Origin of the sequence: Herbaspirillum sp. CF444 (genome assembly GCF_000282135.1) — a bacterium.
Classification (GTDB): domain Bacteria; phylum Pseudomonadota; class Gammaproteobacteria; order Burkholderiales; family Burkholderiaceae_D; genus Herbaspirillum.
This window is the reverse complement of record NZ_AKJW01000083.1, coordinates 63,695-90,578: the sequence shown is the minus strand read 5'-3', so window position 1 is coordinate 90,578 and position 26,884 is coordinate 63,695. Positions and strand designations below refer to the sequence as shown.

The 26,884-nt window shown below is 59.0% G+C and carries 23 protein-coding genes and 3 tRNA genes; 22 read left to right on the top strand and 4 right to left on the bottom strand.

What is annotated here, in order from left to right; all coding sequences use genetic code 11:
- The first annotated feature begins 66 nt into the window (after positions 1-66).
- Entirely contained in the window at positions 67-2,055 is a 1,989-nt protein-coding gene (locus PMI16_RS19450; RefSeq protein WP_007882672.1) for a methyl-accepting chemotaxis protein, read from the top strand.
- Positions 2,056-2,136: 81 nt separating this feature from the next.
- On the opposite strand, the gene PMI16_RS19445 is transcribed toward PMI16_RS19450, so the two are convergent.
- Positions 2,137-2,931 (bottom strand): hypothetical protein, encoded by a 795-nt coding sequence (locus tag PMI16_RS19445; protein ID WP_007882671.1) that lies wholly within the window; start codon positions 2,929-2,931, stop codon positions 2,137-2,139.
- Positions 2,932-3,035: 104 nt separating this feature from the next.
- A complete protein-coding gene (gene uvrB, locus PMI16_RS19440; protein ID WP_007882670.1) occupies positions 3,036-5,129 on the bottom strand; it encodes an excinuclease ABC subunit UvrB in 2,094 nt (697 codons plus the stop codon).
- 116 nt (positions 5,130-5,245) lie between these two features.
- Between uvrB and PMI16_RS19435 the strand changes: the two genes are divergently transcribed.
- From PMI16_RS19435 to PMI16_RS19425, 3 genes are all read left to right on the top strand, one after another.
- A complete protein-coding gene (locus PMI16_RS19435) occupies positions 5,246-6,466 on the top strand; it encodes an amino acid aminotransferase (RefSeq protein ID WP_007882669.1) in 1,221 nt (406 codons plus the stop codon).
- A gap of 93 nt (positions 6,467-6,559) precedes the next feature.
- A tRNA-Asn gene (locus PMI16_RS19430) sits at positions 6,560-6,635 on the top strand.
- Between the two features lie 197 nt (positions 6,636-6,832).
- A tRNA-Asn gene (locus PMI16_RS19425) sits at positions 6,833-6,908 on the top strand.
- 59 nt (positions 6,909-6,967) lie between these two features.
- Here PMI16_RS19425 and PMI16_RS19420 read toward each other — a convergent pair.
- On the bottom strand, positions 6,968-7,537 hold the full coding sequence (locus PMI16_RS19420; protein ID WP_007882668.1) for a hypothetical protein: 570 nt from the start codon (positions 7,535-7,537) through the stop codon (positions 6,968-6,970).
- Between the two features lie 354 nt (positions 7,538-7,891).
- Here PMI16_RS19420 and PMI16_RS19415 point away from each other — a divergent pair, with 354 nt between their 5' ends.
- From PMI16_RS19415 to PMI16_RS19405, 3 genes are all read left to right on the top strand, one after another.
- Positions 7,892-8,326, top strand: coding sequence for an Rrf2 family transcriptional regulator (locus tag PMI16_RS19415; protein ID WP_034381316.1), 435 nt, complete (start codon positions 7,892-7,894; stop codon positions 8,324-8,326).
- A 247-nt stretch (positions 8,327-8,573) separates the two neighbouring features.
- Positions 8,574-9,821, top strand: a complete 1,248-nt coding sequence (locus PMI16_RS19410; protein ID WP_007882656.1) for an MFS transporter — start codon at positions 8,574-8,576, stop codon at positions 9,819-9,821.
- A gap of 101 nt (positions 9,822-9,922) precedes the next feature.
- Positions 9,923-10,306, top strand: coding sequence for a DUF427 domain-containing protein (locus PMI16_RS19405; RefSeq protein ID WP_007882654.1), 384 nt, complete (start codon positions 9,923-9,925; stop codon positions 10,304-10,306).
- 15 nt (positions 10,307-10,321) lie between these two features.
- On the opposite strand, the gene PMI16_RS19400 is transcribed toward PMI16_RS19405, so the two are convergent.
- Positions 10,322-11,857 carry a PAS domain-containing sensor histidine kinase gene (locus PMI16_RS19400; RefSeq protein WP_007882652.1) on the bottom strand — a complete coding sequence of 512 codons (1,536 nt, stop codon included), beginning with the start codon at positions 11,855-11,857 and terminating at the stop codon, positions 10,322-10,324.
- 247 nt (positions 11,858-12,104) lie between these two features.
- On the opposite strand from PMI16_RS19400, the gene PMI16_RS19395 reads away from it, so the two are divergent.
- From PMI16_RS19395 to motD, 15 genes are all read left to right on the top strand, one after another.
- Positions 12,105-12,482: a hypothetical protein gene (locus tag PMI16_RS19395; RefSeq protein ID WP_034381313.1), complete on the top strand. Its 378-nt coding sequence runs from the start codon at positions 12,105-12,107 to the stop codon at positions 12,480-12,482.
- Positions 12,483-12,584: 102 nt separating this feature from the next.
- Positions 12,585-12,661, top strand: a tRNA-Pro gene (locus tag PMI16_RS19390).
- Between the two features lie 485 nt (positions 12,662-13,146).
- On the top strand, positions 13,147-14,829 hold the full coding sequence (locus tag PMI16_RS19385) for a methyl-accepting chemotaxis protein (RefSeq protein ID WP_443134900.1): 1,683 nt from the start codon (positions 13,147-13,149) through the stop codon (positions 14,827-14,829).
- A 95-nt stretch (positions 14,830-14,924) separates the two neighbouring features.
- The gene (locus tag PMI16_RS19380) at positions 14,925-15,791 is read left to right on the top strand and encodes a CheR family methyltransferase (protein ID WP_007882646.1); all 867 of its coding nucleotides are present in this window, start codon (positions 14,925-14,927) and stop codon (positions 15,789-15,791) included.
- Between the two features lie 3 nt (positions 15,792-15,794).
- Complete coding sequence (gene cheD / locus PMI16_RS19375) at positions 15,795-16,400, top strand: chemoreceptor glutamine deamidase CheD (RefSeq protein ID WP_007882644.1); 606 nt, start codon at positions 15,795-15,797, stop codon at positions 16,398-16,400.
- Positions 16,401-16,493: 93 nt separating this feature from the next.
- Positions 16,494-17,573, top strand: a complete 1,080-nt coding sequence (locus PMI16_RS19370) for a protein-glutamate methylesterase/protein-glutamine glutaminase (RefSeq protein ID WP_034381310.1) — start codon at positions 16,494-16,496, stop codon at positions 17,571-17,573.
- A 135-nt stretch (positions 17,574-17,708) separates the two neighbouring features.
- Positions 17,709-18,104, top strand: coding sequence for a chemotaxis response regulator CheY (gene cheY, locus PMI16_RS19365; protein WP_007882640.1), 396 nt, complete (start codon positions 17,709-17,711; stop codon positions 18,102-18,104).
- The gene (gene cheZ, locus PMI16_RS19360; protein WP_034381309.1) at positions 18,091-18,768 is read left to right on the top strand and encodes a protein phosphatase CheZ; all 678 of its coding nucleotides are present in this window, start codon (positions 18,091-18,093) and stop codon (positions 18,766-18,768) included. The genes cheY and cheZ overlap by 14 nt, the downstream gene beginning before the upstream one ends.
- Before the next feature lie 269 nt (positions 18,769-19,037).
- Positions 19,038-20,219: a flagellar biosynthesis protein FlhB gene (gene flhB / locus PMI16_RS19355; protein WP_007882636.1), complete on the top strand. Its 1,182-nt coding sequence runs from the start codon at positions 19,038-19,040 to the stop codon at positions 20,217-20,219.
- Positions 20,216-22,315: a flagellar biosynthesis protein FlhA gene (flhA, locus tag PMI16_RS19350; RefSeq protein WP_007882632.1), complete on the top strand. Its 2,100-nt coding sequence runs from the start codon at positions 20,216-20,218 to the stop codon at positions 22,313-22,315. Before flhB ends, flhA begins: the two co-directional genes overlap by 4 nt.
- Entirely contained in the window at positions 22,312-23,751 is a 1,440-nt protein-coding gene (gene flhF / locus PMI16_RS19345; RefSeq protein ID WP_007882631.1) for a flagellar biosynthesis protein FlhF, read from the top strand. Before flhA ends, flhF begins: the two co-directional genes overlap by 4 nt.
- 34 nt (positions 23,752-23,785) lie before the next feature.
- Positions 23,786-24,583 (top strand): MinD/ParA family ATP-binding protein, encoded by a 798-nt coding sequence (locus PMI16_RS19340; protein ID WP_007882630.1) that lies wholly within the window; start codon positions 23,786-23,788, stop codon positions 24,581-24,583.
- 6 nt (positions 24,584-24,589) lie between these two features.
- Entirely contained in the window at positions 24,590-25,324 is a 735-nt protein-coding gene (locus PMI16_RS19335) for an RNA polymerase sigma factor FliA (RefSeq protein WP_007882628.1), read from the top strand.
- Positions 25,306-26,052 (top strand): flagellar motor protein, encoded by a 747-nt coding sequence (locus PMI16_RS19330; protein WP_007882626.1) that lies wholly within the window; start codon positions 25,306-25,308, stop codon positions 26,050-26,052. Before PMI16_RS19335 ends, PMI16_RS19330 begins: the two co-directional genes overlap by 19 nt.
- Positions 26,053-26,061: 9 nt before the next feature.
- Entirely contained in the window at positions 26,062-26,862 is an 801-nt protein-coding gene (gene motD, locus PMI16_RS19325; RefSeq protein ID WP_007882624.1) for a flagellar motor protein MotD, read from the top strand.
- Positions 26,863-26,884 lie beyond the last annotated feature (22 nt).

Here is a 26,884-nt window from a genome sequence, read left to right as displayed (position 1 = left end):
CCATTCAATGTTGCCTTCCAGTATGAATAAGAAAATGGCGACTATTTTTTCTTAAGGGGGAATACCATGCTGTCCTCACTCCGCACACGGCTCATCGTCATCTGTGCCCTGATCGTCGCGTTCGCCATGATCGCCTTGAGCGTCGCCAATATTTTCAGCGTGCGACGCGATACCCTCGCAAATTTGCACACGCAGATGGCGCAACTGACCGACACCAATGCAGCCAACATTGCCGAGTGGGTGCGCAGCAAGCGCACCATCACCGGCTCGATGAAACAGGCGCTGAGCCAGGCTGACGTTATCCCCATCGTCTCTGCGGCGAAAGAGGCGGGTGCCTTCGACGACGCTTATATCGGCTATCCCGACAAGCGCATGCTGGCCTTGCATCCGATGCCGGCCGGCTATGACCCGACCGGGCGGCCGTGGTACGTGCAGGCCGTCAATGCCGGTACGCCGGTGCTGACCGCACCCTATGTCGACGCCACCACCGGCAAACTGGTCGTCACCTTCGCCGAGGCGGTCGGCGGCAAGGCCGACGTGAAAGCCGTGGTCGGTTCCGACGTGCAGCTCGACAACGTCGTGCGCAATGTCGCCGGCATCAAGCCGACGCCGAGCAGCTTCGCCTTCATCGTCGGCAAGGACGGCGTGATCATCACGCACCCCAACAAAGAATTGGCGCTGAAGCCGGTATCGGCGCTCGACCCGGCGCTGACCGCACAATCGCTGGCATCGATGGAAAAGGGCGGCGAAGCCAAGATCAACGGCGTCAATCATTTGCTCTACACCAAAACGATCGAAGGCACCGACTGGTCGCTGGTCGTGGCCTTGAATTATGCGGAAGCGACGCATTCGATCACGACGTTGCTGACGACCTCCGTCGTCGCTGCGATCCTTGCGATCGTTGTCGCAGGCATCCTGTTGACGTTGACGATTACCGGTTTGCTGAAACGTCTGAGCGTGGTGCGCGATGCACTGGAAGACATCGCTTCCGGCGAAGGCGATCTCACGCGTCGCCTGGATACGCAGGGGCGGGACGAGTTGTCGCAGATCGCCAATGCATTCAACCGTTTCATCGACAAGATCGCCGGGACCTTGCTGGAAATCCGCAACGCCAGCGTATCCGTGAAAACCTCGTCGAGCGAAATCGCCAGCGGCAATCTCGACTTGTCCGGCCGCACTGAACAGCAAGCCGGCTCGCTCGAAGAAACCGCGTCCGCCATGGAAGAGCTGACTTCCACCGTCAAGCAAAACGCCGACAACGCGCGCCAAGCCAACCAGCTGGCCGTCTCGGCATCCGAGGTCGCGGTGCAGGGTGGCGCGGTGGTGGCGCAGGTGGTCGACACCATGGGGTCGATCAACGCCTCGGCGCGCAAGATCGTCGACATCATCAGCGTGATTGACGGCATCGCTTTCCAAACCAATATTCTCGCGCTCAATGCAGCGGTGGAAGCCGCACGCGCCGGCGAGCAGGGCCGCGGCTTCGCGGTGGTGGCGTCGGAAGTGCGCAGTCTCGCGCAACGCAGCGCCACTGCGGCGAAAGAGATCAAGACGCTGATCGACGCCTCCGTGCATGAAGTCGATGCCGGTAGCCAGTTGGTGGCGCAAGCCGGCAACACCATGACTGAAGTGGTGTCCAGCGTGCGTCGCGTAACCGACATCGTCGGCGAAATCAGCGCGGCGAGCCAGGAGCAAAGTTCGGGTATTGCCGAGATCGGTCGCGCCATCACGCAGATGGATGAAGCGACGCAGCAGAATGCCGCCCTGGTGGAGCAAGCCGCGGCGGCCGCACAATCGTTGCAGGATCAGGCGGCGCATCTGGCCGACGTGGTGGCTGAGTTCAAACTCGAAGACAGGGCCGCGATGCCGGCCGCGCGCGTTGCCAAAGCAGTGGTCAAGCGCAGCGTCAACGTGACGCCGCCGGCGCCGGCATTGAAAGCCAAATCAGCCACACCGGCCAAGCCGGAAGTCGCCAGGATTGCCGCCGCCAAACCGGCGAGCGAAGGCAAGCCGGCCAAGACGGGCGGCGATGGCGACGGATCCTGGGAAGAGTTTTAAGCGTTCCCGGCGTAGCGGAATAAAAAACGGCGCAGGCATATTGCCTGCGCCGTTTTTTCATGCCCGCAACAAACGTGCGTCCTACTTTTGTTTTTGCAGCAGATGCATGTCGCCGAACAGTTTTTGCATGCCGCCGTGGGCGATGAAGCTGAGGTTGTAGGGATGTTCCGCCACCGCACGCGGGAAGCTTTGCACGACCGGCAAGCCGTGCAACTGTTCGGCGATTTTTCCCCACAGGACCAGCGTCGGCAGCGTCTTGCTGGCAGCCTGGTTGTGTTGCGCAAGGCCTTTCAATACGGTTTCGAAGAACGGCTTCCAGGCCTTGGCGTCTTTCACCGGCGCCACGTGCGTGCGGAACACCAGGCTGGCGTTGAGCAGCAGGAAACCGTGCGCGGTCAGGTTGTCCTGCAGGTCGGACAGCGTCTGGATGGTGCCGGCGGTATCGGCCTGCGCTTTGGCGGCGATGTCGAGCAGGGCGTCGCCGCTGGTGTTGTCGGCCGGGACCTGGCCATCGGCGACCAGCAGCATTTTCATGAAGTTGCGCAGCGAGGTGGCGCGATTGACTTGCTTGGAGAGTCCCTTGTCCGACCACAGCGAGCCGACCGCGCCGTCCATGAAGCACACGCCGGTGGCGCTGGCTGCGCGCGGATAGGGACCTTCGCCGACCAGTACATAGCGCACCGCATCGAGCGGTTGCCTGAAGGCGGCGAAGATGCGGCCATCCGTCGGCAGGTAGGTGACGTCTTGCACCAAGGCGGGCAGATAGGCAGGATCGGCATCCGCGATGGCTTGCAGGCCGGTTTTCAGGATCGCCTGCCAGGACGGATCGGCGGTGGCGCAAAGATCGAGCAGGGCGGAAGGAACGGTTGCCGGCATGGAAGATGTCTGATGAATGGAATAGGTAGAAAATAAAAAACTGCCCGCATGATAAATCAATGCGGGCAGCTTGGGACGATCCGGATGCCGGGAGTGTTGCGCGATCAGGCCACGGCAATCGTATCGTCGCCGGCGGCGCCGAACAATTGCTGCTTGAGCTGATGCAACTGATCGCGCACCTTGGCGGCCTTTTCGAATTCCAGGTTCTTGGCGTGGTCCAGCATGAGTTTTTCCAGGCGCTTGATTTCCTTGCTGACCTGCTTCTCGCTCATGGCCTCGTAGTTGGCTTGCTCTTGCGCGACCATCAGTTCGACACGCGCTTCCTGCGGGCTGTAGACGCCGTCGATGAGTTCGCGGATTTCCTTCTTGATGCCCATCGGCGTGATGCCGTTCGCTTCGTTGAAGGCAACTTGCTTGGCCCGGCGTCGTTCGGTTTCGCCGATGGCGCGGTGCATCGAGTCGGTGACCTTGTCGCCGTACAGGATCGCCATGCCGTTGAGGTTACGCGCGGCGCGGCCGATGGTCTGGATCAGGCTGCGTTCGGACCGCAGGAAGCCTTCCTTGTCGGCGTCGAGGATGGCCACCAGCGACACTTCGGGAATGTCCAGGCCTTCGCGCAGCAGGTTGATGCCGACCAGCACGTCGAAGGTGCCCAGACGCAGGTCGCGGATGATTTCGACGCGCTCGACGGTGTCGATGTCGCTGTGCAGGTAGCGCACCTTGATGCCGTTGTCGCTGAGGAATTCGGTCAGCTGTTCGGCCATGCGTTTGGTCAGCGTGGTCACCAGCACGCGCTCGTTCTTTTTGACGCGGATGGTGATTTCCTGCATCAGGTCGTCGACCTGTGTGCTGGCGGGGCGCACCTGAATCAGCGGATCGACCAGGCCGGTCGGACGCACTACTTGCTCGACCACCTGATCGGCGTGGCTGTTTTCAAAATCCGCCGGCGTGGCCGAGACGAACACGGTCTGACGCATCTTGCCCTGGAACTCGTCGAACTTCAGCGGCCGGTTGTCCAGCGCCGACGGCAGGCGGAAGCCGTAGTCGACCAGGTTGGTCTTGCGCGCGCGGTCGCCGTTGTACATGCCGTTCAACTGGCCGATCAGTACGTGCGACTCGTCGAGGAACATGATGGCGTCCTGCGGCAGGTAGTCGACCAGCGTCGGCGGCGGATCGCCGGCCTTGGCGCCGGACAGATGGCGCGAATAGTTTTCGATGCCTTTGGTGAAGCCGATCTCGGTCATCATTTCGATGTCGAAGCGCGTGCGCTGTTCCAGGCGCTGTTCTTCGATCAGCTTGTTTTCCTTGCGGAAGAATTCCAGGCGTTCGCGCAGCTCGTCCTTGATGGTCTCGATGGCGCGCAGCACCGTGGCGCGCGGCGTGACGTAGTGCGAGCCGGGATAGACCGTGAAGCGCGGAATCTTCTGGCGCACGCGGCCGGTCAGCGGGTCGAACAATTGCAGGCTGTCGATTTCGTCGTCGAACATTTCGATGCGCACCGCCAGCTCGGCATGTTCGGCCGGGAACACGTCGATGGTGTCGCCGCGCACGCGGAAGGTGCCGCGGCCGAAGTCGACTTCATTGCGCGAGTATTGCATCTGGATCAGGCGCGCGATGACGTCGCGCTGGCTGACCTTGTCCTTGGCGCGCAGGGTCAGGATCATCTGATGGTATTCGTTCGGGTTACCGATACCGTAGATGGCGGACACGGTTGCCACAATCACAACGTCGCGGCGTTCCATGAGCGATTTGGTGCAGGACAGGCGCATCTGTTCGATGTGTTCGTTGATCGAGGAATCTTTCTCGATGAACAAGTCGCGCTGCGGCACGTAGGCTTCCGGCTGGTAATAGTCGTAGTAGCTGACGAAATATTCGACCGCGTTCTGCGGAAAGAACTCACGAAATTCGCTATATAACTGCGCCGCCAGCGTTTTGTTCGGTGCGAAAACGATCGCCGGCCGGCCGAGGCGGGCGATGGTGTTGGCCATGGTGTAGGTCTTGCCCGAACCGGTGACGCCCAGCAAGGTCTGAAAGAACAGGCCGTCATTGACCCCTTCGACCAGCTTGTCGATCGCCGCGGGCTGGTCGCCGGCAGGCGGGAAGGGCTGGTACAGGCGATACGGGGAATCGGGGAAAGTCAGGAACTTACCCTCGTCGAGAGTAGGGGCAACGGTACTTAAGGGGGATAAATCAGCCATTGTCATTCGACCTTTGGTAAAATTATGCGTTGCAAAACGGTGCTCGGCTCGCGGCTTTGCCCTGCATCCATCCCGACTGCAATCCACATTTGCAGCTAACTTTTTATGTTATCACGATGAACGCACCTCTCTCAGCCTCCTCCCTTTTCACCGCCATCGAAATGGCGCCACGCGACCCTATTCTCGGCATCACGGAAGGTTTTAATGCCGACAAGAATCCAGGCAAGACCAACCTCGGCGTCGGCGTTTATTACGACGATAACGGCAAGGTGCCGCTGCTGGAGTGCGTGAAAAAAGCGGAGGCTGAACTGGCCGCCAAACTGGCGCCGCGTACCTACCTGCCGATCGACGGTCTGGCAACGTACGACAAGGCAGTCCAAGAGTTGGTATTTGGTGCCGACAGCGCGGTTGTTCAAGAGAAGCGCGCATTGACCGTGCAGGCGCTGGGCGGCACTGGCGCACTGAAGCTGGGCGCCGACTTCCTGAAGCATTTCTCGCCGGCAGGCACCCAGGTCTGGATCAGCGATCCAAGCTGGGAAAACCACCGCGCCCTGTTTGAAATGGCGGGCTTCACCGTCAACAACTATCCCTACTACGACGCGGCTACCCGCGGCGTGAACTTCGCCGGCATGCTGGATGCGCTCAAGACCATGGCCGCCGGCTCGGTCGTGCTGCTGCACGCATGCTGCCACAACCCGACCGGCGCCGATCTGACTGCCGATCAATGGACGCAAGTGATCGAAGTCGTGACTTCGCGCGGCCTGATTCCTTTCCTCGACATGGCTTATCAAGGCTTCGGCGACGGCATCGAAGAAGACGGCAAGGTGGTGCGCCGTTTCGCGGAAGCCGGCGGCCCGCTGTTCGTATCGAACTCGTTCTCGAAGTCGTTCTCGCTGTACGGCGAACGCGTCGGCGCGCTGAGCATCGTCGCCGCCACCAACGAAGAAGCCGCACGCGTGCTGTCGCAACTGAAGCGCGTGGTCCGCACCAACTATTCCAACCCGCCGATCCACGGTGGCCAGGTGGTTGCGACTGCGCTGGCATCGCCGGAACTGCGCGCCCTGTGGGAAAGCGAACTGGCCGAGATGCGCGTGCGCATCCGCGAAATGCGCCAGCTGCTGGTTGCCAAGCTGAAAGAGAAGGCGCCGGCGCATGATTTCGATTTCGTCATCAAGCAACGCGGCATGTTCTCGTACTCGGGCCTGACCAAGGCGCAAGTCGAACGTCTGCGCACCGAGTTCTCGATCTACGCGGTCGACACCGGTCGTATCTGCGTTGCTGCGCTGAATACGAAGAACATCGACGCCGTCGTCGACGCCATCGCCAAAGTCCTCTAAACAGGGGGAGCGCATTCCGGCCTGAAAATGGTCGGGATGCAAAAAGGTTTTGACAGCAAGTAAAATTCCGGTCATAATCTTTTTCTCAGCTGTTCCCTGATAGCTCAGTCGGTAGAGCGACGGACTGTTAATCCGCAGGTCCCTGGTTCGAGTCCAGGTCGGGGAGCCAAAAAATTCGAAAAGCCTCGCATCCGTGCGGGGCTTTTTCAATTTATAGAGAATTAAAAAGCCTTCTTCGGGATGCTTTTTCTGATGCCGCACGGTGAGTGAAAGTGTGGCGGCATGATGTGAAACTGAGTTGTTAATTTCTTCCGCAAAGCTATGGCGAGGAAATAAAAATTAGTTCATAATCGCGCCCTCAGCTGTTCCCTGATAGCTCAGTCGGTAGAGCGACGGACTGTTAATCCGCAGGTCCCTGGTTCGAGTCCAGGTCGGGGAGCCAGAATTCAAAAGGGCCGCATGTTCATGCGGCCCTTTTCTATTGCGATCGGCAATTCGTGTTCAGGCGCCTTGCGGATCGTCGTCGGCAGGAATGAAACTCAGCTTCGGAATCCACAGCAGGAAGACGAGCGACGCCAGCGCGACAACGCCGGCAATCCAGATAGCCGAGGGATTTTCGCTGAATTGCGTCGGGTAGATTTTTACCGCGGCCAGCAAGCCGACGGCATTTCCCGCCAGCGCCAGCAACGCCGCTGCATAATCCTGCATGTGTCGCGCGCGGTTCGCGTTGATGGACCACGTCGGATTGGCGTTGTAACTCGGGACGTTGCCGTTTTCATTGCCCAGGCGTTCCAGCGCGCACAGAAAGCGGCGCAGGTTGGTGATCGCCATTTCGGCCTTGTAGCTCATCAGCGCCAGAAACGTGGAGGCAACGGGAAAACCCAGCACCAGCCACTGGATGGGCAAGGTGGCGCCTGCCGTGCCGGGCTTCAGCGCGACGAGGGCGGCGAGCAGGCTCAGTATCATCGATACGTAAATGGTCAAGGCTTGCTGGCGTTGCGCGATCCGGGTATTGACTTCCTGATAGGCGCCGACAAAACGATAGTTTGCGGTGACTTGGGCTTCTGGCATGGGGACTCCTCATTGTTGTCGGTTTTTTTCAGGTGCGGCGAACCCTGTCGGGGCAGTTCTTTTTCCGCGCCGGCGGTTGCTTGGGCATGATTTGTCGCAATTTATCATGTCGGCGCCAAGGTCCCCGTGTCTGCATTTTTTTATACGGATGAGGTCGGCAAAGGCTTGCTCCGGCAAGCATGAATGACGCGTGCTAGAATTGCTTCCGTAGTGCAACACGGCCCCGGGAGCCGGTGAATCTGAAGGCCTCGCATGTCTGCGGGGCTTTTGCTTTTGCAGGTCGGCATGAAAGCGGCATAAGCATATTCAGCGAAGTTGGTTGACTTCAGTATCTGTATCGAATATAAATACAGTATGAAGTCGAGTCGATTTGCCGTGGCGGCACACATATTGGTCAGCGTCGAGCACGCGACCCGGGAGGGGAAAGAGTTTCTTCCCTCGTCCGCCATTGCGACCAGCGTCAACACCAATCCCGTGTTTGTGCGCGAATTGCTGTGCAAGTTGTCGAAAGCGCATCTGGTGGTGACGAAGGAAGGCCGGGGCGGTGGCGCGCAGTTGGCGCGGCCGGCTTCGCAGATCAGCCTGGCGGAAATTTATCAGGCGGTGGAGGACGAGCCGGTATTGAAGCACAATACGCGGCCCAAGGATTTGTGTTGCCCCGTCAGCTGCGGCATGGACATGGCGTTGGAGCCGGTGATCACCGAGGTCGAAGGCGCGATGCTGAAGATTTTGAAGGGCAGGAAACTGTCCGAGCTTGTGAATAAAATTTCCGACGAGGTCGAATCTTAGATTTCGCATATAACGAGACAAGCTGTACCTGAAAAGAAGGATCCTCTGAGGTCCTAATTTTTATTTCATAACTGTCATAAAAAATAAGACAGTTTAAACAATCAAGTGATGGCATTTGATGACACGTCATCGGCATCACAGGCGACGAAACAAGATGCAAGCGAATGCAGTCAGTGCAGCATTCAATCCAGATTAATCGGCTCGGCGCCGGGGCGGCGCAAGGGCAAACAAAGTTCAGGAGTTTTACATGGAAAAAAATATCGCGGTAGGCGGTGTACGGGACGGCGTTCCGCACGATCCGCTCAGTGCGGCCGAGAACGCGGCGTCGCCGTTGCGGTCGTGGCTGTCGGTGGTATCGGTGGCGATTGGTGCGTTTGCGTTCGTGACGACGGAGTTCTTGCCGGTCGGCTTGTTGCCGCAAATCGCGCATGAGCTCGGCGTCTCGCCGGGCACCGCCGGCCTGATGGTGACGACGCCGGGCGTGGTCGCAGCCATCTCGGCGCCCGGCTTGATGCTGGGGGCGGGGCGTATCAATCGCCGCTTCATCTTGCTGATGTTGTCGGTGTTGCTGCTGGCGTCGAATCTGGTGTCGGCGTTTGCGCCTTCATTCGGCGTGATGTTGTTGGGGCGCGCGCTGCTTGGTGCTGCCTTGGGCGGCTTCTGGACTCTGGCGCTGGCGACTGCCGGCCGTCTGGTGAAACAAGAGCATGCAGCGAAAGCGACGGCCATGATCCTCAGCGGCGTGACCTTTGCGACCGTGATCGGCGTTCCGCTGGGCACCTTCATCAGCGGTCTGTCGTCGTGGCGCGCATCGTTCATCGCCACCGGCATCCTGGCGGCGCTGGCGCTGGCCGCGCAGACCTTGTTGTTGCCGTCCTTGCCTTCCAAGGCAGCGATTCGCTTCCGTGATCTGACCACGCTGGTGAGCCGCGCCAATCCGCGCAAGAGTCTGCTGATGGTGGCCCTGGTGTTCGGCGCGCACTTTTCGTCGTACACCTACATCGCGCCTTTTCTCGGTCAGAACGGTTTCAGCCTGTCGTCGATCACGACCGTGCTGCTGGCGTTCGGCTTTGTGGGCTTCGTTTCCAATCTGGCTATCTCGGCGGTGGTGACGCGTCATTTGCAGGCATCGTTGTTCGGCATGGTCACGGTATTGATGATTGCCTTGCTGTGCTTGCCGCTGGTGCATGCCTCCGGCTTTGGCGTGACCTCGATGGTGATCGCCTGGGGTATTGCGTTCGGCGCCATCCCGCTGTGCCTTAGCATCTGGCTGCAACTGGCGTCGCCCGATCTGCCGGAAGCCGGTTCGGCGCTGTTCGTCAGCATCGTGCAGGTGGCCATTGCCGTCGGTTCCTTCGTCGGCGGCGTGGTGGTGGATGCAGTCGGCATTCCTTCCACGATGTGGTTGGGCAGTGCGCTGGGATTGCTGGGGCTGGTGGCGATTGCCAGCTTTGGCATGAACAACAAGAATCTTGCCGATATCCTTCACAAGTAATCGCGTAAATGAAAAGGCTTGCAGGTAGAAAACTGCAAGCCTTTTTTATTGGAATTGGTTGCGGTTTACTCAGCCGGAACGCGAATCATCAGGAGTTATTCATGAACACCAGAACAGTCAAGATTCCCGGCCCCGATCATCCGATCACCATCGAATCCGGCAAGGCGCGCATCGTCGTCACGCTGGGCGGCCGCACCGTCGCCGATTCCGCTGCGGCGCTGACGCTGCGCGAGGCGGCGTATCCGCCGGTGTACTATATTCCGCGCAAGGACGTGGACATGTCGCTGTTGGCGCGCACCGAGCACAACACCTATTGCCCTTATAAAGGCGAGTGCGCGTACTACAGCATCCCGAGCGGCGGCGAGCGTTCGGTCAATGCCGTCTGGAGTTATGAAGATCCGTATCCCGCCGTCGCGGCGATCAAGGATCACGTGGCGTTTTATCCTGATCGCGTCGATGCGATTGAGGTGCACGAAGCCGATTGAGCCGGGCGCTCCGTTTCAGGCTTTGCGGCGCAAGGTCCTGGCCAGATCCGACAACTGGTAGGGCTTGTTGAGGAAGGAAAAACCATACATGTTGCCCTGTGCGGCATTCAGTCCGGGCAGCGGATAACCCGAAGCGAGGATGATCTTGGTGTCCGGATATTGTTCGCGGGTCAGGCGGGCCAGTTCCACCCCGCTGATGCTGTTGGGCATGACTACGTCGCTGAACAGGATGTCGACCGCGGTGCGTTCCAGCACTGCAAGCGCTTCGGCGCCGCTGGTGGCGGTGAGGGCTTCGTAGCCGAGCGTGCGGAACAGCTCGGCCGTGACTTCCAGTAAATCCAGCTGATCGTCGACGATCAGTACGGTCTCGATGTCGAGACGCGCCTCATTGCTTTCTTTCACTGCGTTGCTCTCCACCAGCGGCAGGTAGATGGCAAAAGTCGAACCAACTCCGGCCTCGCTGGAGATGACCACGTCGCCTTCCGATTGCGTGATGAAGCCATAGACCTGACTCAGGCCGAGTCCTGTTCCTTCGCCCGGCGGCTTGGTGGTGAAGAAGGGCTCGAAGGCGCGCGCGATGACATCAGGCGTCATGCCGATACCGGTGTCCGATATGCGGATCTCGGCATAGAGCCCGGCCGCCAGATGATTGACGGCCTTTTCTTTCAGGCGAATCCGGTTGGTGCTGATCGCCAGTTGTCCGCCTTCCGGCATGGCCTGGGAAGCGTTGACGACAAGATTGAGCAAGGCCGTTTCAAACCGCGCGGCGTCGATCTTGACGGGAATGACGCCGGAGTCGATCTGGAGTTGGAACCGAATCGACGAGTTGCCCGCGCGCCGCAACACCGATTCGAAATCGTTGATCAATGCGTTCAGGTCATGCTCTTCCGACTGCAGCGGCTGCTGTCGCGCAAACGACAGCAACTGCTGGGTCAGATTGGCGCCGCGCGAGATGGCGCGGCGCATGCTCTCAAGCGTGCGCGAGCCCTGCAGTTCCGGATGCTGGGCAGTCAAAACGTCGATGCCGCTCGAGGCGACCGCGAGCAGATTGTTGAAATCATGCGCCACGCCGCCGGTGAGTTTGCCCAATGCTTCCATCTTCTGCGATTGGAACAAGGCGGCGTTGGCTTGCGCCAGTGCCGCAGCGGCTTCCCGTTTTTCGGTGACGTCGCGGGTGATTTTGGCGAAGCCGATAAGTTCGCCGTTTTTCTTGGTGATCGGATCGATGACGACGCTGGCCCAGAAACGCGATCCGTCTTTGCGCACGCGCCAGCCTTCGTCTTCGAATTTCCCTTCCGTGACGGCGATGCGCAGGGCGCGCGCCGGCACGCCGGCCTTGCGATCTTCCTTGGTGTAAAAGCGCGAGAAGTGGGTGCCGAGAATTTCCTGCTCGGTGTAACCCTTGAAGCGTTCGGCCCCGCTGTTCCAGGTGGTGACGTTGCCCTCGCTATCCAGCATGTAGATCGCATAGTCGCGAATCGAAGAGACCGCCAGCTGGAACCGCTGTGCATCGGTCAGTTCGGCATCGTCCGGGAGCTCCTCACCTGTCATCTGGCTCGTTCCTTCAAATGGTCGATCAGGCGGAGTCCGCGCCGATTATTGAAAAACCTGGCTGTCATTGCGCCGGCGATGCACCGCCAACATGCGAAGTATTGTGACGCGGACAAACTTTTGACGCAATTACTGTTACCACATTGATTCAGCGGGACCGCGAGGCATGCTTGTCGGATACCGGTTTGTTAAAGATTTGACGCCCGTACCCGTTAATTGGTGGATGCGAATGCGGAATGAATATGACATGAAGATTGATGCGAGCGCCAATGTGCAGAATGCCGTCTACGAGACGAGTGCGGCTGGCGGCAAGACAGCACCCGCCGATGAAAGCAAGCCGGGCGCCTTGACTGACGCAGTGACCTTGTCGGATGCGGCGACGCGACTGGCGGACGGGCTCGCTGCATTGGCCACTGCAGTGGCGGCGATGCCTGTGCCGGAGCAGCCGGCGCCACAATCACTGCGTCATCGGAAACAGCAGGGAAACGGCTTGTCGCCGATGCTGGACGTCGATGCATTCCGCCTGATCCGCGACAAATTGCGCTCCCGGAATCTGGGGTTGCAGGAGCCGGATCCGGTAACGAAAAAGCTGAAAGACGCCGTGCAGGAAGGCCTCAAGATCTGATGGCATATGGGTTTGCCGGCGTTTGGCATCGCTGTTTCATCAACAGTATCGAATGTTGGCAGAGACAAAACAAATTCTGCTCTGCTATAATTGCCGGCTTGTCGGGGCGTAGCGCAGCCTGGTAGCGTACTTGCATGGGGTGCAAGGGGTCGTGTGTTCGAATCACACCGTCCCGACCAAAGAAATCAAAGGGTTACAAGCTTTGCTTGTGACCCTTTTCCTTTTCCGGGCCCCGGGTCTCCATTTCTCATTTCTCATTTCCCTTTCCGACGTTTTCGCCGGCCTTTGCCGGCAGTTGCCTACCGGCAGGTATGGTGCAACAGGTATATAAAGATGGTGGTTGCCAGGCGGGAACGCATGGTCGGCAGAATCCGGCATTGGCCGTTCCGGCATAAGTTACACGTAAGTTATCCCTTGTAAGCTGCCCTCAAAATGGGAGGAGGCTGGACGCCGGATCGCATAAATAGAAACCGAGAGAAACCGAGAGAAACCGAGGGCGAACGGTGCGGCGTATTCGGATCTCCCTTTAAACAAGTTGTTCGGACGATATCTGTACTTGCCATCCCGCCAGAAAATGCAAAGCAAACCGGGAGAGGCGGAAATACTGTGAGGAGACTGCCGTATGTTCCAGAGGAAAAGCAGGGTGCTGTCGCGGGCGCCTAATATGTTGACGGCGATATTGACGACGGTGGTGATTCCCGTCGCCGCCGGTGGCGGTGTGTTTGCCGGGCTCAATGCATCGGCGTTGCCGCTGTCAGCGCTGTGGCAGGCGCTGCTGTCGGTGACGGTGGCCGTGATCTTGTCCAGTCTGGTGCGTAGAAGCGGCGCCACTCCGGACGGCGCGAGCTTCGTCGACAAGATCGGCAAAGAAATCGATCACATCATGATCGGCGCGGCAGAGACCTCGTATTTTGTGGATTCCATCAAAAACAAGATCGGTCAGGACGTGCAGGCGGCCAACGGCATCGTCGCCGGTTCCGAGCAGAACGCCACCACCACCGAACAAATTGCGGCCAATGCCGAGCGCGCCTCGAAGGTCGCTGCCGACGTGCGCACGGAAAGCGTCGCCGGTCGCGCCGAGGTGGATCTGGGATTGGCGCAGATCAGCAAAGCCCGTCACGATGCGCAGAATGCGTCGGCGATGATGTCGGCGCTGCAGGAAAAATCCAAGCGCATTCACGGCATCACCGAAGTGATCAGCGAAATCGCTGCGCGCACCAATCTTCTGGCGTTGAATGCCGCAATCGAAGCGGCGCGCGCAGGCGAACATGGTCGGGGATTTGCGGTCGTGGCCGGTGAAGTGCGCCAGCTGGCGCAGCGCACCAAGGAGGCGACCGACGACATCGGCGCGATGGTGCGCTCCATCACGGAAGAAGCGGAGCGCGCCGCCGGCGGCATGCAGGCGCTGAGCGTCAAAGTGCAGGAGGCGTCGCAAAATGTCGAACGGGTGCATGGTTTCCTTGGCAACATCGAGCGTTCGGCCGGCGTCTCCGAAGAAGAAATTCAGCAGATCGCCCGCGCCTCGCGCGAGCACGTGGCAACCACGCATCGGATTGCCGAGGCCATTCTGAAAATTCGCGACGGCATGCTGGCGACCGATATCGAATTGCCGCGCGTGGCCGCATCGGCCATGGCTTTGTCCGAACGCGCCGAGTTGGTCTATGACGCCCTTGCCGAAGGCAATGCAAAGACGCAGCACGATGCGATTCAGAAGGCCGCGACCGCGACCGCCAGGCGCATCGGCAAATTGTTTGAGGAGGCGATTGCGGCCGGGCGCATTGCCGAGACGGCGCTGTTCGATCGCACTTACAAACCGGTTCCCAATACCAATCCGCCCAAGCACACGACCCAGTTCGACGCATTCACCGATCGCGTACTGCCGGATGTGCAGGAGGGGCTGTTGGAGGCGATGCCGCAACTGGCTTATGCCGGCGCGGTCGACAACAACGGATACTTTCCGACGCACAACAAGAAGTTTTCCAAACCGCTGACCGGGGACTACGACACCGATCTGGTGAACAACCGCACCAAGCGCATTTTCAGCGATCGTACCGGAAAGCGTTGCGGGGCGAATACAAAGCCCTTCCTCCTGCAGACCTACAAACGCGATACCGGCGAAGTCATGCACGACCTGTCGGTGCCGATTTACGTCAACGGCAAGCATTGGGGCGGTTTTCGCGTCGGCTATCGTTCCAGTCAGGCCGAGGAGGCCGTGCCGGCAGCTGCGGTTAACGTCGCCGCCGCGGCGCAAACCGTCAAAACGGCATCAGGAAAGCCGTCTAAGCAGCTAACCGCTGCGAACAAGACCGAGAACAGCAAGGGATTGGTGCGCCAGATTTCGGCTTGAACAGCTTGACCGTGCAGGGCAGGTTGATAGACTATTCGACAACGGGGGTATCTGTCTCAGAATCGGGCAGGCCGGAATAGAAAAGGAAAATCAACTTGAAACCTGCGCCACAGAATAGGCTTGATTCTGTCAAAGAGTTCGATTTTACCAATCGTGATTTTGACCGGGTCCGGGACCTGATATACAAGCGTGCGGGCATCGCTCTGGCGGAAAGCAAACAGGAAATGGTCTATAGCCGGCTGGCGCGGCGTTTGCGCGCGACCGGCATCGCCTCGTTCGTGCAATACCTGGACCTGCTGGAGCGGGGCGGCGACGCGGATGAGTGGGAAGCCTTCACCAATGCGCTGACGACCAATCTGACGTCGTTCTTCCGCGAGTCGCATCATTTCCCCATCCTGGCGGATTTCGTCAAGACATTGAAAGAGCCGGTCACGGTCTGGTGTTCAGCCGCTTCCACGGGCGAAGAGCCCTACACGATCGCCATGACGCTGTGCGAAGCCTACGGCAGCCTGACGCCGCCGGCGCAGATCATCGCCACCGATATCGACACCAATGTGCTGGCGACCGGCGCCAATGGCGTCTACCCGATGGAACGCATCGACAAGCTCTCGCCCGAGCGCGTGAAGAAATTCTTCCTGCGCGGCAAGGGCAACCAGGAAGGTTATGTCCGCGTGCGTCCGGAGCTGCGGAAGATGATCACCTTCAAGCAATTGAACCTGTTGGGAGAAGGCTGGCCGGTGACGGGACCGTTCGACGTGATTTTTTGCCGCAACGTGATGATCTATTTCGACAAGCCGACGCAGAGCAAGATTCTGTCGCGCTTCGTACCGCTGATGAAGCCGCATGCGCTGCTGTTTGCGGGGCATTCGGAAAATTTCCTGTACGTTTCCGACGCGCTGAAGTTAAAAGGCAAGACTGTCTACGAACTCAATGCTGCGTCACAACGCAAGGTGGGGAAATAAATCATGAACCCCCAAGGTCAGGATCAATTCGCATCCAACGTTTATTACGACCGTACCTTCGACTGCGACGCAGCGAAGATACTGCCTGGCGAATACTATTTCACGCACAAGGACATGATGATCGTCACGGTGCTGGGGTCGTGCGTGTCGGCGTGCATCCGCGACCGCGTCACCGGCATCGGCGGGATGAACCATTTCATGCTGCCTGACAGCGGCGATGGCGACAGCCCGATTTCGGCATCGATGCGCTACGGCACCTATGCCATGGAAATTCTGATCAACGACGTGCTCAAGGCGGGCGCGCGGCGTGAAAACCTGGAAGCGAAAGTGTTTGGCGGCGGCAATGTATTGCGCGGCTTCATCGCGATCAATGTCGGCGAGCGCAACGCGCAGTTTGTGCGCGATTATCTGAAAGCGGAAAATATCCGCGTCGTGGCCGAAGATCTCAACGACATCTGGCCGCGCAAGGTGTATTTTTTTCCACGCACCGGCAAGGTGCTGGTCAAAAAGCTCAAGCAACTGCATAACAATACGCTGGTGAATCGCGAACAGGATTACGCCAGCAGGCTGGTCACAAAACCGGTTGGCGGCGAAGTCGACTTGTTTTAAAGTCTGGCTTGCTCACCGCAGGGTGGGTTGTACAATGGTTCATAGGCTTTTGCGCGCATGCGCAGAGGCAAGTTTCTGGAAAGTACTGATCGTATGAAAATAAAAGTATTGATCGTTGACGATTCGGCATTGATCCGTAGCGTCATGAAGGAGATCATCGGCAGCCAACCAGATATGGAGGTCGTGGGCGTGGCCCCGGATCCCATCATCGCGCGCGATTTGATCAAGCAAACCAATCCTGATGTCTTGACCCTGGACGTCGAAATGCCACGCATGGACGGGCTCGACTTCCTCGAAAAGCTGATGCGCCTGCGGCCGATGCCGGTCGTGATGGTGTCGTCGCTGACCGAACGCGGTTCGGAGATTACGCTGCGCGCGCTGGAATTGGGGGCGGTCGATTTTGTCACCAAGCCGAAGATTTCAATCCAGAGCGGCATGCAGGAATACACCGACATGATCGCCGACAAGATTCGCGCGGCGTCCAAAGCCAGCATTCGTCCTCGCGCGATTTCACATCCGGACGCGAACAAGGCGGCGGGCGGCGAACCGCTGCCGCAGATGCGCAATCCGCTGTTGTCGAGCGAAAAACTGATCATCATCGGCGCTTCCACCGGCGGCACCGAAGCAATCAAGGAATTTCTGATCAGGATGCCGTCGGATTGCCCGGGCATTCTGATTACCCAGCATATGCCGGAAGGATTTACGCGCTCGTTCGCGCAGCGTCTGGACAACCTGTGCAAGATTTCGGTCAAGGAAGCCGCCGGCAACGAGCGTATCTTGCCTGGTCACGCCTATATTGCTCCGGGCCATTCCCATCTGAAGCTGGTGCGCAGCGGCGCCAACTACATGACTCAGCTCGACCAGGGGCCGCCGGTCAACCGTCACCGGCCGTCGGTTGACGTGCTGTTCAATTCGGCGGCGGCGTGTGCGGGCAAGAACGCGCTGGGCGTCATTTTGACCGGCATGGGCAAGGATGGCGCACTCGGCATGCTGGAAATGCGCAATGCCGGAGCCTACAATTTCGCGCAGGATGAAGCTTCCTGCGTCGTGTTCGGCATGCCGCGCGAGGCGATTGCCGTCGGCGGCGCACATGAAGTATTGTCCCTGCAGGCCATGCCGGGCCGGGTGATGAGCTATCTTGCCGAACATGGCAGCCGTGCATTACGTGTGTAGTTCGAGTACCATGCAGCCAATTGCGGAATTGGATGCTTGGTAGTAGGTGGTGAGTTTTATAGGGCAGGGCCTCAAGTTTCGCTGTATTAGTGTCGTTATCGTCAACAATTGTTTTGAATCAATGGAGTAATAGTCATGGCAGGCCCAAATACCAAGTTTCTCGTTGTAGACGATTTCTCCACGATGCGCCGCATCGTCCGGAACCTGCTCAAAGAGCTGGGTTACACCAACGTGGATGAAGCCGAAGATGGCGTGCAGGCGCTGCACAAGTTGCGCAGCGACCAGTTCGACTTCGTGGTTTCCGACTGGAACATGCCCAACATGGACGGTTTGACCATGTTGCAGGAAATCCGTAAAGATCCGGCGTTGTCGAAGCTGCCTGTTCTGATGGTGACCGCAGAAGCCAAGAAGGAAAACATTGTTGCCGCTGCGCAAGCGGGCGCCAATGGCTACGTCGTCAAGCCGTTCACGGCGGCCACACTGGATGAAAAGCTCGGCAAGATCTTCGAAAAGCTGGATGCCGGAGGCTAACGTGGACACGGCATCCCAAGGAGCGGTATCTCCGGGAGCGGAAACGGCACATCCGGGGGCTGATCAGCAAGATCAGTTTCTGGTCCGCATAGGTCACATGACGCGCAGCTTGCACGACAATCTGCGTGGTCTGGGTTTTGACCGTCTGCTGGAAAAAGCCGCGAGCGACATGCCCGATGCGCGTGATCGCCTTGAATATGTGGCGATGATGACCGAGAAGGCTGCGCAGCGCGTACTGAACGCGACGGAGACCGCCGGCCCGATGCAGGACGCCATCGGCGATGGCGCAAGCAGTCTTGCGGCAGAATGGAAAGCCGTCACCGAAGCCGGCTTTTCCGAAGAGGCGTATCGCGCCATGGCGGAGAAAACCCAGCAGTACCTGAGTTCCACGCGCGAAAACGTCAGCCTGACCAAGCAGCAACTGCTGGACATCATGATGGCGCAGGATTTTCAGGACCTGACCGGGCAGGTCATCAAGCGCGTCACGGCGCTGGCGCATGACATCGAGAGTCAACTGGTGCAGCTGCTGGTCGATTATTCCCCGCCGGAAGCCAAGCGTGAAGATAGCGGTTTGCTCAATGGGCCGCAGATCAATCCGACCGGCACGAATGTCATCGCCAATCAGAGCCAGGTGGACGATTTGCTGGAAAGCCTCGGTTTTTAAGCCGGCTTTCATGTTGTTTATTGGTTAATTTTCTGCAACAAATCTCACCGGGCTGGAAGTAAATTCACAGTCCGGTGCGGATTTCTCCCTCCGTTGATTCTGCCATCTCCCTCTGAAGGCAGATTCGGCGTGCTTTTCCTCCCCCGAAATACGGGGCGTTTCGCCCCTTATTCCCGCGATGATTCAAGGCCTCCGTCGCCAATAATTCTGCCTGATAGTCTCAAAATTCCGTCCTTACAAGCGGAAAGCAGCAATACAGGGGAGCGGCAGTGGCCGAAGATAGCGAACAGGAACGGACCGAACAGCCCACGAGCAAACGCATTGAAAAAGCTCGTGAGCAAGGCGATGTGCCGCGTTCGCGCGAGATGGCTACGTGCGTCACGTTGCTGATCGGCGGCAGTACTATCTGGATGTTCACCGGTCCCCTGATCACCAGTTTGAACCGCATCATGGTCTCCACCATGACGTTCGAGCGCGAGATGGCCTACGATCCCGTGCTGCTGTTCAATCATCTGAGCGGGCATTTCATGGAAATCGCGGTGGCGATGATCCCGATTGCCTTCATGATGACGCTGGCGGCAGTGGCGTCGCCGCTGATTCTCGGCGGCTGGCTGTTCAACAGCGGCTCGCTGGTTCCCAAGTTCAGTCGCATGAATCCGATCTCCGGATTCACAAACATGTTCTCCCTCAATTCGGTGGTCGAGCTCGGCAAAGGGATTTTGAAGACCGTTTTGGTCGGCACGGTTGCCTGGCTGGCCATGAAGAGCCATATCGACGCAGTGCTCAATCTCAGCGTCGAGTCGCTCGAGAGCAGCAGCAGCCACATGCCTCATCTGCTGTGGAGCAGTTTCATGATGATGGTGTGCGCATTGATCGTGATCGCCGCCTTCGACGTGCCTTATCAGCTGTGGAACTACAACCGCAAGCTGAAGATGACCCGCCAGGAAGTCAAGGAAGAGCACAAGGAATCTGACGGTAATCCGCAAATCAAGGGCAAGATTCGCCAACTGCAGCGCGCCGCTGCACGTCGCCGCATGATGTCCAACGTGCCGACTGCCGACGTCGTGGTGACCAACCCGACGCACTATGCCGTTGCACTCAAGTACAGCGAAGGCTCGATGTCTGCGCCGACCGTCGTGGCCAAGGGCACCGAAGCGGTGGCCGCGAAGATCCGCGAACTGGCGCGCGAGCACAAAGTGCCTATTCTCGAGGCGCCGCCGCTGGCGCGCGCCTTGCATTACCACACCGAAATCGGCGACGAAATTCCAGAAGCGCTTTATACCGCCGTGGCTGAAGTGCTGGCCTACATCTTCCAGCTGCGTACCTATAGCGCAGGCGGCGGTGTCCGGCCGGAAGAGCCGCATGATCTGAATGTGCCGAAAGAAATGGACGATCCTTTGTACAAACGCAAGGCTGCAATCGCTGCCATTCGCGCTAGGGCAGCACGATGAATTTCAATAATATCAGCAGCATGAAAATGCCGGCCTGGGTGCCGGTAAAGCACACCAAGGCGCTGGCGGCGCCTATCCTGATCGTCATGATGCTGGCGATGATGGTGCTGCCGCTGCCGGCGTTTGCACTGGATATCCTGTTCAGCTTCAACATCTCGCTGTCGGTCATCGTCCTCCTGACGGCCTTGTACACCGTCAAACCGCTGGACTTCGTGGCTTTTCCAGCCGTGCTGCTAGTCAGCACGATGCTGCGACTGTCGCTCAACGTCGCTTCCACGCGCGTCGTGCTGACAGAAGGCCACACCGGGCCTGATGCCGCGGGTAAAGTGATCGAAGCCTTCGGCCACTTCCTGATCGGCGGCAACTACACCGTCGGTATCGTGGTGTTCATCATCCTGACGATCATCAACTTCACCGTCGTCACCAAGGGCGCCGGCCGTATCGCCGAAGTGGGCGCACGCTTTACCCTGGATGCGATGCCGGGTAAACAGATGGCGATCGACGCCGACTTGAACGCCGGCATGATCGGTGAACCCGAAGCGCGTGCGCGCCGCAAGGAAGTCGCCCAGGAAGCAGAATTCTACGGCGCGATGGACGGCGCCAGCAAGTACGTGCGCGGCGACGCCGTCGCCGGCATTATCGTCACCGTCGTCAACATCGTGGGCGGTCTGGTCGTCGGTATGATCCAGCATGATCTGGCGTTCGACATGGCGCTCAAGAACTACACTTTGCTGGCTATCGGTGACGGCCTGGTGGCGCAGATCCCTTCGCTGATCATTTCGACCGCAGCCGGTGTCGTGGTGTCCCGCGTGGCCAACGACCAGGATGTCGGCGGCCAGTTGATCAACCAATTGTTCGCCAAGCCGGAAGTGCTCTATCTGACGGCCATCATCATCGGCGGCATGGGCCTGATCCCGGGCATGCCGCACATCGCTTTCATTTTGCTGGCGGGCATCTTGGCCGGTACGGCTTATGCGATCAGCAAGCGTATTCAGGAAGCAGCCGTCCAGACCGAAATGCCGGCGCCGACTGCCGTCGCTCCCGAAATCGAAGAGGCGACCTGGCAGGATATTCTGCCGGTCGACACGCTTGGCCTGGAAGTCGGCTATCGCCTGATCCCTCTCGTGGACAAGGGGCAGGGCGGTGAACTGCTGCGCCGCATCAAGGGCATTCGCAAAAAATTCGCGCAGGAAGTTGGCTTCCTGTCGCCCCCTGTACACATTCGCGACAACCTGGAACTGAAGCCATCTGCCTACCGCATTGCCTTGAAGGGCGTGGAAATCGGCAAGGGCGAAGCTACTTTCGGCCAGTTCCTGGCGATCAATCCAGGCATGGTGACCGGACCGTTGCCGGGCCTGATGACGAGCGATCCGGCCTTCGGCCTGCCCGCGGTCTGGATCGAAAGCGGCATGCGCGAGATGGCGCAGACCATGGGTTACACGGTGGTCGATACCGGTACGGTGATCGCCACTCACCTGAATCACCTCATCACGCTGCATGCCGCCGAATTGCTCGGACGCCAGGAAGTGCAACAGTTGCTCGACCATATCGCCAAGGACGCGCCGAAGCTGGTCGAAGATCTGGTGCCGAAGCTGTTGCCGCTGGGCACGGTACAGAAAGTGTTGCAAAACCTGCTCATCGAAGGCGTGCATATTCGCGACATGCGGACTATCATCGAAACCCTGGCCGAGAATGCGGGGCGGGTGCAGGAGCCGAACGAACTTACCGCGATCGTGCGTATTGCATTGGGCCGCGCGATCATACAGCAGATTTTCCCGACCGAAGAAGAGTTGTCCGTCATGGCGCTCGACAGCAAGCTCGAACGGCTGCTGATGCAGGCGATGCAGGCAAGCGGCCAGGATGGCGGCGGCATCGAGCCGGGTCTGGCCGATGCACTGATTACGCAGACAGAAAATGCAGCACGTCATCAAGAGCAATTGGGTTTGACCCCGGTATTGTTGGTCCCGGCTCCGTTACGGGCATTGCTGTCGCGCTTCCTGCGACGCGCAATGCCGCAGCTCCGGGTGCTTTCGCACGCTGAAGTTCCTGATTCGAAAACGATTAAAGTTACCAGCCTAGTTGGAGGGCAAGCATGAACGTTAAAAAATTTATTGCAGGTTCGTCGCGCGATGCATGGCGCCAGGTTCGGGAAGCGCTTGGTCCCGATGCGGTCATCCTCTCCAATCGCAATATCGAAGACGGTGTCGAGATTCTGGCGATGGCAAACGAAGACATGTCTTCGCTGGTGGTGCCGGCCATGGCCAAGGACGCGATGCCGCGCCCGGCTGTGCGACGACCTCCCGCGCAGCCGCCGCAGCCGCAGGCGGCCGTGCCGCGTCGCCCCGAACAACCTCAAGGACTTCGCGTCGAGTCGAGCGCCATCGAGCACAGCGCCGCGCAGGCTGAAGCGCGCGTATGGCGCACCCGCAATGCTGCGCGCGCCAGCGCCAAGGAACAGCAAGAAACCGTTGCGCAGCAACGTCCTGCATCATCGTCGCCGTCTGCACAGCGTCCCAAGCAGTCGCCCGTCATGGCCGAATTCGACGGCAAGGATTACGATGAAATTCTGTCCGACGTGATGACGGAAATTCGTTCCATGCGCGGCGTGCTCGAAACGCAACTGGCTGAAATCTCCTGGGGCGGCACGCAAAAGCGCGAGCCGGCCAAGGCGGCGATCATGCGTGAAATGCTGGCAGCCGGTTTCAGCGCCAGCCTGTCGCGTCTGATCACCGAAAACCTGCCGCAAAATCCGAAGTCGCAGGATGCAATGTTCTGGGTGAAGTCGGTACTGGCCAAGAATCTGATGACCATGGCCAATGAAAACGAATTGCTGGAAGAGGGCGGCGTCTATGCACTGGTCGGTCCGACCGGTGTTGGCAAAACGACCACGACGGCCAAGCTGGCGGCGCGTTGCGTAATGCGTCACGGTCCGGGCAAGCTGGCCTTGATTACGACCGACGGCTACCGTATCGGCGGCTACGAACAACTGCGCATTTACGGCAAGATTCTGGGCGTCATGGTGCACTCGGTGAAAGACGAAGCCGATTTGCGTATCGCGCTGGACGAACTGCGCGGCAAACATACTGTCCTAATCGATACGGCAGGCATGGGCCAGCGCGATCAGATGGTCGCCGAACAGGCGGCCATGCTGTCCGGCGCAGGCACCGAGATCAAGCGCCTGCTTTGCCTCAATGCAACCGCGACCGGCGGCACGCTCAATGAAGTCGTGAGCGCCTACTCCGTTGACGGCCTGGCCGGCTGCATCATTACCAAACTCGATGAAGCGGCGACCATCGGCAACGTGCTCGACGTTGTCATCCGTCAAAAACTGAATCTGTACTACGTGGCAAACGGTCAGCGCGTTCCTGAAGACTTGCATGTCGCCAACAAGTTGTATCTGGCCGACCGAGCCTTTAAACTGAAGCGAGAAACTGCGCCGTTCGAATTTCAGGATGCAGAGTTGCCCGTTGTTGTCGGACCGACAGCAACGGCCATGAATGACAAGAGCCTGCGGGAGGTGATCCTTGGCTAGCTATGATGTTGATCAAGCGGAAGGACTGCGCCGGATGCTGGAGCGTCCGACGCCGCGCGTGTTCAGTTTCTTCTCGGTATTGCCCGACGACGAAAAAGGCGCGATGCTGATCAATCTGGCGGCTTCTCTCGCCGCGAATGACTGCAACGCCTTGTTGGTCGACGCTTGCATGACGCCATCGAGCATTTTGTCTCGTTTTGGCGGACTTACCGTAGCGAGCCTGCTCGACGTCGCGCGTCAGGAGCGCCATCTCGACGAGGCAGTACGATTGGTGCCGGAAGGTTTTGCATTGGCGCGCCTGTCGCGTAAAAATGTGTCTGCTGCAACGCACCCGCAGGCGTCGCGTCTGGCGGAAATTTTCGATGCGCTGACGGCAGAGTCCGACATCACGCTCGTCAATGGCGAACTGAGCGAAGACGACGTGCTGCCGGTGCCGGCGATGGAGATGGGGGAAATCGTCGTGCATATGTCGACCAGCGCCAATTCCATCAAGGCGGCTTACGTTCTGATCAAGAGCCTGAGCGACCGGTTGGGGCGCCGCCCCTTCAATTTGCTGGTCACCGGCGGGTCCGATGCGGAAGCGCAAATGGTGTTTGCCAATATGGCGCAGGCTGCCAATCGTTATCTGGCGGCACAACTGAATTTCATGGGTTCGATCCCGGCTGACGAGCATATCCGCCGTGCTTCGGGGCAGGGCCGTACCGTGCTGGAGGCATTTCCCCTGACCGGAGCAACAATGGCGTTCAAGCGTTTGGCCAATCAGTTCTCGCTATCCAATCTCACCAAGGGCACGTACGGTATGGCAACCGATGGTGCAAGTCTCGGAGTATGACGTGTCATGTATAACGTCAATGGCAAGACGGACAAAAATGATTTGCTGCAGCTGCATGCGCCGCTGGTAAAGAAGCTGGCGCATCAGATGAAGGCAAAGCTTCCGCCGAGCGTGGAAGTGGACGACTTGATTCAGGCAGGCATGATGGGGCTGCTTGATGCCATCAATCGCTATGAAGAAACCCATGGCGCGCAGTTCGAAACCTATGCCGTGCAGCGTATTCGCGGCGCCATGCTGGACGAGTTGCGCAGCAGCGACTGGCTGCCGCGCAGCATTCGCCAGAGCACGCGCAAGATCGAGGATGCGATCCACGTCCTGATGCAGCAACTGGGCCGGCCGCCGCAAGAAGCGGAAGTCGCCAAACAGCTCAAGATGAGTCTGAACGAATATCAGGAAATGCTGACCGAATGCGGCGGCCATCAACTGATCTATTACGAAGATTTTCATGATGCCGAAGGCGGCCATGAGCATTTTCTGGATCGCTATCAGACCAGCCAGAGCGACGACCCTCTGCAGAACCTGATCAACGGGGGGTTCCGCGAAGCGGTGATCGATTCGATCCGGGCCTTGCCGGAGCGCGAAAAAATCCTGATGGGCTTGTACTACGAGCAGGAAATGAACCTGAAAGAAATCGGCGCCGTCATGGGCGTGTCCGAGTCGCGCGTATGCCAGTTGCATAGTCAGGCGATTGCCCGCATGCGCTCGACCCTGAGGGAGCAAGCGTGGACTGGAGTAGCGTAGGCGGTCTGGTGTTGGCCTTGGGAGGGATCTTCCTGGGTCAGGTGTTGGAAGGCGGTCATCTTGGTTCCATTTTGCAGCCGACGGCATTTCTGATCGTCTTTGCCGGTACGGTCGGCGCGGTTCTCCTGCAAACCAGACTCGACAACTTCGTGCGCGGCGTGAAATTGATCGGAGCGGTGTTTTCTCCTCCCGTTCGCGATCACCGCAAGCTGATCGACGATATCTCGCTCTGGAGCACCATCTCGCGCCGCGAGGGATTGTTGCACCTGGAAGAGCACATGAACGACACGGACGATCCCTTCATCAGGAAAGGGCTGCGCCTGCTGATCGACGGCATCACGCCGGCCAAGCTGCTCGAGATTCTCGAGATCGACATTTCCACTTACGAAACGCAGCAGCGCCAGGCGTTGAAGATATGGGAAGCCGCCGGCGGATACTCGCCGACCATCGGTATTCTCGGCGCCGTGCTGGGGTTGATCCACGTCATGGAAAACCTGGCTGATCCGGCGCGTCTGGGCGGAGGGATCGCCGTGGCGTTCGTTGCCACGATTTACGGCGTCGGCCTGGCCAATTTGTTCTTCCTGCCCGTTGGCAATAAACTGAAAGAGCTGTTGGCTGCCGAGGTCCTCAAGCGAGAGATGGTGGCCGACAGCTTGTGCGGCATCGCCAGTGGCGACAATCCGCGGGTCATTCAGGAGCGGGCCGAATCCTACTTCGGGAACGCATAGGCGGCGATCATGGCGCGCAAAAAACATGAGGAAGAACACGAGAATCATGAGCGCTGGCTGGTTTCCTATGCCGACTTCATTACGCTGTTGTTCGCCTTTTTCGTGGTGATGTACGCGATCTCCCAGGTCAACGAGGGCAAGTACAAGATCCTCGCCGATTCCCTCATCAACGCCTTCGGCAAAGAGCCGGTATCGACCGCGCCGGTGATCGTGCAGGCCGGTGGCCAAGGCGCGCAGCAAGCCGCCACGCCTAAGATTCCTCCTTTGCAAAAAACGCGCAACAATGAGGCCCTGCGACGGGAAAAAGAGCGCATGACCGACATGGCGCGCGACATCATGCAAGTACTGGCGCCGCTGGTGCGGGAAGGAAAAGTGCGGGTGACGCAGACCAGTGTCGGCGTTAACGTGGAAATCAATGCCAATGTCTTGTTTGCACCGGGCGACGCCAAGGTCGGCAAGGAATCGGAAGAGACGCTGATCGCCATCGCAAGGGTGCTCAAGAACGACGATCATGCCATCCAGATTGAAGGTCATACCGACAACACGCAGATCAGTACGGCGGTGTTTCCTTCGAATTGGGAATTATCGGCAGTGCGGGCCAGTACCGTCGCGCGCCTGTTTGGCAATCAGGGCATTGCCGAGATGCGCTTGACGGCGGTGGGGCATGGCTCGAATCAGCCGGTGTCGTCGAACGACACGGCCGAAGGGCGTCTGCGCAATCGGCGTGTGGATGTCATGATTCTATCGCGCCTGACCGAACAGGCGACCGAGGTGCCGATCACCGAGCGCGTGCCGAAAACCCAACCTTAGCTCTCATTGATTGATCCTGGAG